This window comes from Rodentibacter pneumotropicus DSM 21403 (genome assembly GCF_000379905.1).
GTDB classification, from domain to species: Bacteria; Pseudomonadota; Gammaproteobacteria; order Enterobacterales; family Pasteurellaceae; genus Rodentibacter; species Rodentibacter pneumotropicus.
This window is the reverse complement of record NZ_KB904042.1, coordinates 73,228-84,325: the sequence shown is the minus strand read 5'-3', so window position 1 is coordinate 84,325 and position 11,098 is coordinate 73,228. Positions and strand designations below refer to the sequence as shown.

Sequence of the window (11,098 nt, the reverse complement as noted above, 5' to 3'; positions counted from 1 at the left end):
TAGTCAAAAAGGTGGGGCATTACTGTTTCATTTAATGAGTCAACTTCATGAAAATACCAGTGTTATCATTACGACAAACCTTGAGTTTTCAGAGTGGGGCACCCTATTTACTGAGGCAAAAATGACAAATGCACTTTTAGATAGGTTAATTCACCATTGCCATATTTTAGAAACGGGTAATGAATCTTATCGATTTAAACATCGTAATTAAGAAATAATAAAAGTGGATCACTTTTAAAGGATCTTTGTGGTTCAATTTTGGAAGATCATTGACACCCTCCACGTTTACGGTGACAGAATCTTTAAGATTGCCGGTGAGTTTTTCTAACAATGTTTGCGCTTGTTTTTTTTCCATTTTTAGTTTTCCTTTTGGTTTTTGCTTTGGTTGTTAAAATCGGTAATGCACTTGTTTACGGCAGTGTAAGCCGTGGTACAAACTTCAAGACGGTCTAACGCTTGATTTAAACCGTCCGCTAAATCGCCGTTGGTTTGAATGTTCACTTTTAATGGGCGACATTCAGTCGTTTGTGGGCAAATCAATCGCACTTTAGTTGGTGGTGCGGTTGTTGAGCAAGCCGGCAACATCATCAGGCACGTGCTGATTACTCCAAATTTTATTTTGTTCATGGCTTAACATGTCCTTTAGTTGTTGGCGGCGATGTTCTGCCGTTTCCTCCAATTTATTTAAACGGCTGTTTAATTGTTTGGTTTGGGCTTGATAACGCACCAGCATTTCATCTTGCCGGTTTTTTTCCGCTTTCACCTCGTTGAGTAAAAGTGCGGTCGTTTCTGCTTGTTTTTTGTAGTGCAGAGTGGAACCAACGCACCCCAAAAAAGCAATGACAAATGCACCGATTATCAGTGGTTTAAATCCCATTACGCCCCCAAACATAAGGCTTTTTCTTTTTCTCGGCGGAGTTTTAAGCCTTTCAATACTTTGCCGCCCGAGCGGTTAAAATCGGTAATTCGGTTGCACATTAACGCCCAATTTTCCGCTTGTGCGGCTTTGTGAAGGGTGGTTTGTAAGGTGCGCCCTTTTGATGGGCTGTAATAACGCTTGATGTTGCCACAGCCCACATTAAAGGCTAAAGACACCATGGCATCATATTGTCTCTGATTCATCTTGCGCCCGTTGAAATCAGCATTAATGCAGTTTTCCGCCTCTTTGATGTTTCGGCGTAAATCCGTTGCTACTTCATCAAGTGATAAAATTTTGGTTTTATCTACGTTGTGTGTATTGCCGACACCATTCGTCCATACGTCAGCGGGACATTTATACGGATTTCTTACACAGCCTTCCAAATTGACGATCATATAAACCGCTTGTGGGCTGACTTGGTTTTGTTGTTTTGCCGGCAAGTCTTTTTGTTGGGCAAAAAATACTGCCGCAACGGCTGCCGCAGAACATAAAATCATGGTTAATTTTTTACTCATTTGTCGAAATCCCTAATTTTTTCGCTTCAATTTTTGCGACCAACATTTTGTAAGCCAATTCTTCTTTGCGAAGGGCAACATCTTCTTTATATTTTCGGTAGGTAATCCATACAGAGATTGCCCCAAATAAAATACCGAATATTGCGCCCCATTCATGTAAATTAAGCCCTGAAATAAGGGCGACAAGCGCACCCAAGAGAGATGTTGCACCATCTATTTTATTGTTCATAAAAAACCCTTAAAACATTTAGGAAACCGACCGCACTTGCTTTTTTATTGTTGTTATACGTCAGCACGGACGGCACCTAAATTCGGTTAGCCGACAAGGTCACGCGTATCTTCATCGGATAAATACGGCACGCCGTTGATTCGTACGAAATCGGGGCTTGTCACAAAATATTTTAATTTCTTGGTGCTTTTTGAACCGCCTTTCGGATCGATATTGATCACATCAGTTAAAATAATTTTATTGCCGTAGGTTTCTACTTTGTCACGCACACCGCCACGCATGGCAAAAAACGTGAAATCTACTTCCGGCAAGCTGCGATAACTGCCTGCGGCTGCCGCAGCAGTAGATAATTTTTGAAAGTTTTTAGAATCTAATTCAATTTCGCCTTCTGCTGCCACGTCACCGCTTACCCAACCATCGGGAATGCCACGAGTTAAAGCTACGGCACTGTTGTCGGTGATGGATAAATTGACTGATTCCACGTGGATCGGAAAGCCCATCATGTAGAAATCAAAACTCATTCCGCTGATTCGTTCCATTTGTTAATCTCCCAACGTTTCTAAATCTAAGAAAATATTTGCCGTGATGTCTTTCGGGCAGTCATAAGGGCGCACTTTAATGTAAAGCGTCACCTTGGTTTTACTGTTCCACACAATCGTAACGGCATCATCTTTCGGTGGCATACATTCGCCCGGAAAATCCTTACCGTTGATAGTTGCGGATTTGCTCATATTACGCATTGGTTTGGCAAAATAGCCTTGGTGATATGCGGTGCTTGATGTTGTGGAGTTAAAAGAGCGGTCAGCTATTTTGGCAATAGCCAATAAACGCACTTTACGCGCCGCTTTATCAACCACACGGACGTTTTCAATCACTTGATAATCGCCACCTTCTACATCTAAGGTTCGTCCGTCTGCCCAGTAATAACCGTCATAGTCGGGATACCACATCGGCACGGAATAACGCGCGGATTCAAGGGATTTTAAATGCGCAAGGGTGAGTTCGTTTCCGTCTTTATCTAACGGCTTTTCGGCACTGCCTAGGCTCACTAACGCACCTGTCTGTACTCGTGCCGGACTGTCGGCAACGGTTACAGCACGATTTGCCAAACGGCCCGCTAATACGCCCGCCTCATTGCCGAAAAGCAACGGCACTAAGCACACATGATCGGCAACGATGGTTTGTTGTAAGGTAGTGAGCTTTTGCACGTATTGATCCCAAGTCTCACCGTCGGATTCATCACGGTTAATGCCTTGCACCGCTTGAATAAAGAACGTGCGGCGACCTAATTTAGCTAAGAGTTCTGCATAGCATTCTTGCAATTTGTTGATACTTGTTTTATCCACGCCTAAATGGTATGTGTTTACACAGTATTCAAAAGAGGCGGTTTGGTTAGCTTTCTTTACGCATTCCACAAAGTCATAACCCTCTTCTTGCGCGATATAAACGTGGGCGAACCAATTCTGACCGGCATTTAACATCGCGGCTTTGACTTGGCTCTTTAATTCGGTGTTTGCCTCGCCAAAGGTTTTATCAAAATCGGAATCGGGCGTAAGTGCCAATAATTTACCGGTATTGACCGTTCCAACGCCCACAAATAACGCGTGGCGTTCAATTTCTTTGGATTCGCCGCTTAATTGATTAAGGGCGTTGATTTGTACTGATGGGAACATTTTTACTGTCCTCTTATTGTTGTTTTTGGGTGTACTTTTGAATTTCCGCCAAAATAATCTTGGCGTTTTCTTCGTCACGCGTATCCAAGAATGCACGTTTTTCTGTTGGAATCATCCATTGCGTTAAATGGCGGCTTGGATTCATCCCATTCTTTTCTTCAAGTTTACGAATAATCAAACTTGCTTTTGCGCGTGATAATGTGCTGCGAATCTCGCTTAATGTGGGCTTTCTGCGTTTTGCTTTGCCCCCTTTTGTTTTACCGTTTGTCACGGCATAACCTAAATCTTTTAGTTTTTTTGCTTGCCGCAAGGTGCAAGGGTCGGAGCCTATGCCACCTTTGTTTTTTCCGGTAAATTCCGTTTTTTTGAATAAGTGCGGAATCCCTTCTTGATGTTCTTGTGCTATTTCGCCTGTACGTTTTTGTTTATAAAACAATGCACCTTTGTTTTTTTCCGCTTTACTATTAGCTAGTTTGGCAATGCGGCGTAACATTTTTGCTGTGCCGTTTTTACGTTTTTTCCAACCGGTCCCCATTGGGTCACGCTGATTAGATGCAGTTTTAACGGCTTGGCGTTTAATCATTTGTAAAGAGCGGATAAGAATTTCACGTTTTTTCTTATCGGGTAATGAGATAACTTCTAGATCTTTCAGAAACTTTTTTAAATCGTTTCTATCAATCCCCATTCGGATTCTCATGTTTCATCCTTACTACAACGTCAATTTCTTCTGCAGTGAATACTTCAATTTCATCTAACCGATAATTTTCACCGCTAATTTGTAATTCTCCCCGCTCGTCTTGCATTGCGGTGAGCGCTTCACGAAAGCTAATCGTGAAGATTAAATCTGCCGTGTTATCATCAAGAATATCTAAATCAAAAGGAATCTCGCCGTCATCAAAGGCATCACGCACAGGATCGTTTTCGTTTACCCATACTTGGATAAATGCCATTAAATAAGCCGGTGAAATTTCATTGAATGGCAATGCCTCAAAGTGAAATACGCCGTTGTAAGACAAATGACACACTTCTATGCCGTTATCGGTAACTTGTCGCCCTTCATTGAGTAATTTGCCATCTTCAATCCAGCTATAAAAATTACCGTGATAGCGTTTCGGCAATTTTGTGAGCAAGAAATCCGTTAATTGCTGATATAGCATTTTCTTTACAGCAGCCATACTGAACCCCGTTTTTTGCCTTTTAAGGTGCGAATGGCGTGGGTCGCTTCCGCCAATAGGCTTTTTTGTTCGTTCACATATTCGCGGTTTTGATGAATATCACGGCCCGATAGGGTGTTAAATTCGGGTAATAATTCCGCTTTTGCACGGGCAAATACCGCTTTTTTGTAAAGGGTTTCCGCGTAGTTTTCACCGTCAATTCGTTGGCTTGAAATTTCAGCCACAGAATTGACCGCCCTTTTTCGGTAGCCTTCTTCCACTTCGGCTAGATCAAGGCTTAGCCCCTGCATAGCGGCGATAAGTGCGGTTTTCACCATCTCAATGGGAATTTGTAAAGGGATTGCCCGTTGTTTTTGAAATTCTTCGATGGTGATGTCACACCAAAATCCACTATTTGTGATTGTGGTGTCATCGTAATCTTGTGTTCTGCCGTTAAACATTGCTATCCTCGCCGTTTGAGAGTGGGCGGGCGGTGAGTTTTTCAATAACAAGATCAAAATCAATTTGTTGTTTTTCCAAACTCAAGCCTGCCACTTGAGGAAGACTGCTCGGGTCATAATAGCCCGATTTTGCCAATGCGTTTAAACGCATGGCGCAACGTTCAATCATATTTTTTACACCGGCTTTTGAATTGAGCTGGAAAGCGCGGTTACATAATTGGATAGCCAGTACAAGGGTTTCGGCATCATCAATACCACTTGCTTGTACTTTGCCTTGCGGACTGCGTAAAAGCAGTGCCGCCGCCAGTTTTAGCCATTTTGCCGTGACAATTTCGTGCAGTTTCCATTGGGTCGCCACGTTTTTAAAAGTCTGTGTAAAATATGGCTCAACGGATTGCCCGGCTGCGGCGGTTTTGTCTGTCCAGTTGTAGATTTGGTCGGCGACAAAATTCGGCAAGGTGGTTTGCCATCCTTGCGGCATTGATTGATTTTGTTCAATTGCTTTTTCAGCCAGTGACAAGGCTCGGTCAAAATCAGCAATGTCAAACAAATACACAATGCAATAAACCAAATAATCATTTTGATAGATTGTTCCTTTTTCTAAATATTCACTTACAAAGGGCAACCACTTTGGCAAAAAGCGGTCGCGCTTGTAGTCCATTTTTTCGGCACGTGTTGGGAATGCGCGCACGGCGTTTACGTCGTTTTGTAACGCAATTTCAAGCACGGCGTAGTCATTGCCGTGTGCAGCCACTGCGCTTTTGGTCGCATTGGATTCTGCCGCTTGGTTAATTTTATTTAATGCCTGCATTTGACGTTGAAAATCTCGCATTCCCATTTGGATTCACCTTTATTCTTCGTCTTCCAATTTCACGTTTTTAAATTCGACTGCCGCGAATTTGCCTAAATCTTCTACCGCGTAAGCCTGATTTCGATAGTAAGTATCTTTAATCGCTTTCACTTCTTGATCTTCACGGAAACTGCGGCGAATGGAGCCTTTTTGCGTATAGATGGATAAATTATCCAAACTTGTCACAATAGCGGCACGCCCAGGCATATTCGGCACAATCATTGCCGGCATACCACCGAAGGTTTTCATTAGGTCGTGGGTGGTGAGAGCCGCTTTTTCTGTCGCGATTAAACTGTTACCGCGATAAACTACGCTTGCCTCTTTCGCCACTAAATCCGCACCGACAAGAAACACTAAATCACCTGCATCGCGGTGGCGTTCGTGCAATCCTTGTTTTAAATCGTAGGCGAGTTCATCAAGATTTTTATAATCGGCATTATCACCAAAAATACGGATGATGTTTCCCGTTTTGCCACGGGTTAAAACTTGGGTCGCTTTATTTTCTCGGGCAAATTGCATCCAACCTTTGTTTACATCTTTTCCCTCGGTATCTTTTGTGTTTTCGGCTACGCTTTCGCCATAAAAACCGATTTTTAATTCGTCCAAGGCAATTTGACGTTGCACAAAGTCTGCCCAACGCTGTGCAAACTGCGGAGCCATTGAACCCCATTGATCTAAACGCGGCCAAGGAATTAACACGCCTGAATCGGTATCTACACATTCATAGGTGTAACCACTCGGATCGACATTTCCGTAGAAACGCGCATTTTTCTTACGACCGGTGATCATGCCCTCGGTTGCGCCAAAGATTAATTGTCCTTTTACTTCATCAACGTGCATATAGTTGATTTTTTGTAAGAAGTCGGCTTTCTTTTGAATGTTGTCCAACAAATGAATTTCTTTGTTGGGTTCAATAGAAAACTCTTTACCTTGTGAAATACGTTCCGGATCAACACCGTAATATTCCGCAACATTTGAATAAAATACTTTTAATGCTTGTTGTGTTTCTAATTTCATGATTTATACCGCCACATTAAAGTTTTGAGTGTCTTCCGGTGCGCCATTTGGCACTTCGGTTTTCTCTTGGCTTAATTCGTTGAATTTTTTATCCAACCCTTGCACCACGGTTAAAAGTTGATTGAACTGTTCCGCGGTTACGGTTTGCTGTTGTTCATCTTGTTTTTCTTCCGGTTTGGTTTCCTGCTCGGTTTGGGTTTCCGGTTTGGCTGAAAAATGGTTATCCATTTTTTGACCTAAACCATTCACCGCTTCAATTAATTGCGCGAACTGTTTATCGTTCATTGCGTCGTCCTCTTTTTTATTGTTGTTATTGGGATTAGGTTGTTCTTCCGTGGTTTGGGCGGAAGAGGAAAAGAATTTTGTGATCGCATTGAAAAAACTGCGTATCATTTTTTCTTCTTCGTTTTCTTTTACAGAAAAGTCCACTTTGACGAATTCGCCAAAAATCATGTCTTTTTGTTCTGTGCTAAAGAAATCTAATTTTGTTGTGCCAACGGATGCCGGCGAATCGGTTACACCTAAACCATATAAGTAGGCTTTTCCGCTGTTGCGGAAATTCGGTTTAATTTCAATACTTGTAAATAAATATTGACCCGCTCGGTTTGCCTCAATTAATTCTTGGTTTGGCGCAATCACGGCAAAAAGTTGTGTTTCGCCTTTTTCGTTATCTTCGGCTTTTAGTTCAAGCACTTGTCCCATATTTGCCCAACGGCGATGTTCCGGCCACAAATTAGCGGTGTAGTGTTCCGGGTCGTAGGTTTCTGCCATTTCGTGCAATTCTTGGGCGGTGATTTGGCGACCGTCCACGGTGTAGCCCGATGTGGCAATGCAAATAAAATCGGTTTTGAGTTTTGATTTGTTCATTTCCAAAATGCCTGTGTTTCGCTTTGTTTGCGTAAGTGCCGCCATTTTTGCCGATATTTTTTCCAAAATCACGGGGCGAAATTCGGATATGTTCGGATATGTTCGGTTATCGTTCTATATCCGAACATATCCGAATTTTGCCATTAAATTTTTGTTGTTTTTGTTGCCACAATACGCCCAACACAACAACAGCAACAAAGAAGATGACTGAATCAAAGCTAAGAATAAGAAAAACAAAACGCTATGATGACGAAGTGATTTACGCGGCGAAGTTTCTTTACTTGAAGAAATACACACCGAAAGAGATTGCGGCGGAATTAAAACTCAATAGCACGCGCCCGATTTACTATTGGGCGGAAAAATACAACTGGCGTAATTTAATCAGTGAAAGCGGCATTGAAGAATTAATCGCATTGCGCATTATCACGCTAACTGAACGTGAGAATAAAAGCGATCAGGAAATTAAAGAACTTGAGGCTCTGATCGATAAAGATATTCAGTATAAAAAGCAACGTGCGGCGCAAGTGGCAAAAGTGACGGCAAAAAGTGCGGTCAATTTTGCGGAAGTTTCCAACAGTGAACGCACCTTTGCCGATAGTGGCGACGGTGACGAACGGAAAAAGAAAAAACGGGGAAAAAACGACATTTCACACATCACGCCGGAAATGTGTCAGCCGTTTATTGATTCGTTGTTTGATTATCAAAAACATATCCGCGCTAACAAGCACCATGATGTACGCAATATTTTGAAATCACGCCAAATCGGGGCGACGTATTATTTTAGTTTTGAGGCATTGGAAGATGCGATTTTTACCGGTGACAATCAAATTTTCTTGTCTGCCAGTAAACGACAAGCGGAAATCTTTAAAAACTATATTGTGAAGATGGCGCGGGAATATTTCGGGGTAGAGCTGACCGGCAACCCGATTATTTTAAGTAACGGCGCGGAACTGCATTTTTTATCGACGAACAAAAACACATCACAAGGTAATAGCGGACACGTTTACGGCGACGAATACGCATGGATTCGTGATTTTCAGCGGTTTAATGACGTGGCTTCAGCCATGGCGACACACGCAAAATGGCGCGAAACCTATTTCAGCACGCCGTCTTCAAAATTTCATGAATCCTATTCATTTTGGAGTGGAGACAACTGGCGCGACGGTGATCCGAAACGTAAAAATGTGCCGTTCCCAACTTTTGCCGAATTGCGTGACGGCGGGCGACTTTGCCCTGATGGTCAGTGGCGTTATGTCGTAACCATTGAAGATGCGCTTAAAGGCGGTGCGGGTAGCCTGTTTAATATTGAAAAACTGAAACAACGTTATAGCAAATACGCTTTCAACCAGCTTTATATGTGCGTTTGGATTGATGATGCGGATTCCATTTTCAATATTAAGCAACTTTTAAAATGTGGTGTTGATACGACGAAATGGGCGGATTTTGACCCGAAAGCGGATCGCCCGTTTGGTGATCGCGAAGTGTGGGGCGGTTTTGACCCTGCACATAGTGGCGATGGGGCGAGTTTTGTGATTATTGCCCCACCTGCTTTGCCCGGTGAGAAATACCGCTTGCTTGAACGCTATCAATGGCATGGACTGTCTTATGTGTATCAAGCCAATCAAATTCGCGCACTTTATGAAGAATACAATATGACTTACATCGGTATTGATGCAACAGGCGTGGGTTATGGCGTTTATGAACTGGTGAAAGAGTTTGCCCGCCGTGCAGCCACTGCCATTATTTACAACCCCGAAAGCAAAACGGGCATGGTGCTTAAAGTACATGATTTGGTCGAACACGGGCAAATTGAGTGGAGTGAGAAAGAACTGGATATTGTGCCGAGTTTTTTAATGATTAAGCACCAATCGACTAAAAGCGGCAATGCGATGACATTTACGGCTGAACGCACCGTCAAAACGCAACACGCCGATGTGTTTTTTGCTATTTGTAATGCTATCAATAAAAAATCGTTAAGTGGTAAACCGCGCAAACGACGCGGATGGAGTGTACTCAATGAAAAATAATATAAAAATAAAGAAAAATAAACCTATGGTGATTGCGCCAATTAATGACCGCACTTTTTCTTTGAATGAGATCACCGCCTCGCCGGCATTGGATTATGTGGGAATCGGTTTTGATGAAAATTATAATTGCTATTTACCCCCGGTGAATCGCTACGCATTGGCTAAACTGCCACACCAAAACGCGCAGCATGGGGGAATTTTGCATAGCCGTGCCAATATGGTGAGCGCAACATACGAGGGGGGAAAGGCCCTATCTAAAATGGAAATGCGTGCGCTGTGCTTGAACTTGATTCAATTCGGCGATGTGGGGCTTTTAAAAGTGCGTAACGGTTTTGGGCAAGTGGTGCGTCTTGTTCCGCTTTCCAGCCTGTATTTACGGGTGCGCAAAGATGGCGGGTATTCGTATTTAATGAAGAAATCGCTCTATGATGCTGCGAACGAAATCTACCGTTATCATGCGCAGGATATTATTTTTATTAAGCTCTATGATCCGCTGCAACAGATTTACGGATCGCCCGATTATGTGGGCGGGATTCAGTCTGCTTTGCTTAACTCCGATGCCACGGTGTTTCGTCGTCGCTATTTCAGCAATGGGGCGCACATGGGCTTTATTTTGTATTCGACGGATCCCGACTTAACGGAAGAAATGGAAGAAGAGATCGCGAAAAAAATTAGCGAATCAAAAGGGGTAGGGAATTTCCGATCTATGTTTGTAAACATTGCGGACGGTCATCCTGACGGCTTAAAAGTGATCCCGATTGGGGATACCGGCACCAAAGATGAATTTGCCAACATTAAAAATATTTCGGCGCAAGATGTTTTAACCGCACATCGTTTCCCTGCCGGTTTAAGTGGGATTATCCCGACCAATACGGGGGGATTAGGCGATCCGTTGAAGTATCGTGAAGTTTATCACTATGACGAAGTTATGCCGTTGCAAGAAATTATTGCAGAATCAATAAATAATGACCCTGAAATTAAAACGTTATTAAAAATCAAGTTTCGTGATCAAAATTTTGCAAAATAAAGCCATATAAAATCCTATACAAAATAACAGTATTTTATATAATTAGGATCACTGATGAATTTTTGTGGTTTTGGGGATAATGGCAAGAACAACAGATATTTATTGCTCGGTTTGCAATGCAAAATCAGTGATTGAAAGATCTGAACGCATACACAGTGATTTTACTCGTTATTATTGTGCGTGTAAGAATCCCCAATGTGGTCATCGCTTTGTGATGAATATGGAGTTTGGACACACCACGCGAGCTAGTAAGCTAACAAAAGATAAATTGCTGGAGCTTGTTTTAAACAAACTGTCAGTAGAAGAAAAAGCCAATTTGCGAAAGATATTAGATGATGAAAAAAGCCGCTAGAAATAGC

At 42.5% G+C, this 11,098-nt stretch carries 16 protein-coding genes; 4 read left to right on the top strand and 12 right to left on the bottom strand.

The window, feature by feature from the left end:
• A partial coding sequence (locus A3GE_RS11710) for an ATP-binding protein (RefSeq protein WP_018356542.1) occupies window positions 1–211 on the top strand: 211 nt, incomplete at its 5' end.
• 146 nt (window positions 212–357) lie between these two features.
• Here the strand turns inward: A3GE_RS11710 and lysC are convergent.
• The 12 genes from lysC to A3GE_RS0103130 all read right to left on the bottom strand — a co-directional run bounded on the left by lysC (window position 358) and on the right by A3GE_RS0103130 (window position 7,685).
• On the bottom strand, window positions 358–585 hold the full coding sequence (gene lysC, locus A3GE_RS11005; protein ID WP_033259671.1) for an Rz1-like lysis system protein LysC: 228 nt from the start codon (window positions 583–585) through the stop codon (window positions 358–360).
• Window positions 548–892 carry a hypothetical protein gene (locus tag A3GE_RS0103180; RefSeq protein ID WP_018355833.1) on the bottom strand — a complete coding sequence of 115 codons (345 nt, stop codon included), beginning with the start codon at window positions 890–892 and terminating at the stop codon, window positions 548–550. The genes lysC and A3GE_RS0103180 overlap by 38 nt, the downstream gene beginning before the upstream one ends.
• A complete protein-coding gene (locus tag A3GE_RS0103175) occupies window positions 877–1,434 on the bottom strand; it encodes a lysozyme (protein WP_018355832.1) in 558 nt (185 codons plus the stop codon). Before A3GE_RS0103175 ends, A3GE_RS0103180 begins: the two co-directional genes overlap by 16 nt.
• Window positions 1,427–1,663, bottom strand: coding sequence for an HP1 family phage holin (locus tag A3GE_RS0103170; protein ID WP_018355831.1), 237 nt, complete (start codon window positions 1,661–1,663; stop codon window positions 1,427–1,429). The genes A3GE_RS0103175 and A3GE_RS0103170 overlap by 8 nt, the downstream gene beginning before the upstream one ends.
• An 86-nt stretch (window positions 1,664–1,749) precedes the next feature.
• Window positions 1,750–2,202: a phage protein gene (locus A3GE_RS0103165; protein WP_018355830.1), complete on the bottom strand. Its 453-nt coding sequence runs from the start codon at window positions 2,200–2,202 to the stop codon at window positions 1,750–1,752.
• Between the two features lie 3 nt (window positions 2,203–2,205).
• Entirely contained in the window at window positions 2,206–3,336 is a 1,131-nt protein-coding gene (locus tag A3GE_RS0103160; protein ID WP_018355829.1) for a DUF2586 domain-containing protein, read from the bottom strand.
• Window positions 3,337–3,349: 13 nt separating this feature from the next.
• Entirely contained in the window at window positions 3,350–4,033 is a 684-nt protein-coding gene (locus A3GE_RS0103155) for a hypothetical protein (protein WP_026215366.1), read from the bottom strand.
• Window positions 4,011–4,511 (bottom strand): phage tail protein, encoded by a 501-nt coding sequence (locus A3GE_RS0103150; protein ID WP_018355827.1) that lies wholly within the window; start codon window positions 4,509–4,511, stop codon window positions 4,011–4,013. Before A3GE_RS0103150 ends, A3GE_RS0103155 begins: the two co-directional genes overlap by 23 nt.
• Window positions 4,499–4,951: a head completion/stabilization protein gene (locus tag A3GE_RS0103145; RefSeq protein WP_018355826.1), complete on the bottom strand. Its 453-nt coding sequence runs from the start codon at window positions 4,949–4,951 to the stop codon at window positions 4,499–4,501. Before A3GE_RS0103145 ends, A3GE_RS0103150 begins: the two co-directional genes overlap by 13 nt.
• Window positions 4,944–5,789: a phage terminase small subunit gene (locus tag A3GE_RS0103140; protein WP_018355825.1), complete on the bottom strand. Its 846-nt coding sequence runs from the start codon at window positions 5,787–5,789 to the stop codon at window positions 4,944–4,946. The genes A3GE_RS0103145 and A3GE_RS0103140 overlap by 8 nt, the downstream gene beginning before the upstream one ends.
• A gap of 12 nt (window positions 5,790–5,801) precedes the next feature.
• The gene (locus A3GE_RS0103135; RefSeq protein ID WP_018355824.1) at window positions 5,802–6,818 is read right to left on the bottom strand and encodes a phage major capsid protein, P2 family; all 1,017 of its coding nucleotides are present in this window, start codon (window positions 6,816–6,818) and stop codon (window positions 5,802–5,804) included.
• Window positions 6,819–6,821: 3 nt separating this feature from the next.
• The gene (locus A3GE_RS0103130; protein ID WP_026215365.1) at window positions 6,822–7,685 is read right to left on the bottom strand and encodes a GPO family capsid scaffolding protein; all 864 of its coding nucleotides are present in this window, start codon (window positions 7,683–7,685) and stop codon (window positions 6,822–6,824) included.
• 203 nt (window positions 7,686–7,888) lie between these two features.
• Between A3GE_RS0103130 and A3GE_RS0103125 the strand changes: the two genes are divergently transcribed.
• The 3 genes from A3GE_RS0103125 to A3GE_RS0103115 all read left to right on the top strand — a co-directional run bounded on the left by A3GE_RS0103125 (window position 7,889) and on the right by A3GE_RS0103115 (window position 11,091).
• A complete protein-coding gene (locus A3GE_RS0103125) occupies window positions 7,889–9,712 on the top strand; it encodes a terminase ATPase subunit family protein (RefSeq protein ID WP_018355822.1) in 1,824 nt (607 codons plus the stop codon).
• Window positions 9,702–10,739 carry a phage portal protein gene (locus A3GE_RS0103120; protein ID WP_018355821.1) on the top strand — a complete coding sequence of 346 codons (1,038 nt, stop codon included), beginning with the start codon at window positions 9,702–9,704 and terminating at the stop codon, window positions 10,737–10,739. The genes A3GE_RS0103125 and A3GE_RS0103120 overlap by 11 nt, the downstream gene beginning before the upstream one ends.
• A gap of 79 nt (window positions 10,740–10,818) precedes the next feature.
• Window positions 10,819–11,091 carry an ogr/Delta-like zinc finger family protein gene (locus A3GE_RS0103115; protein ID WP_018355820.1) on the top strand — a complete coding sequence of 91 codons (273 nt, stop codon included), beginning with the start codon at window positions 10,819–10,821 and terminating at the stop codon, window positions 11,089–11,091.
• Window positions 11,092–11,098: the final 7 nt, after the last annotated feature.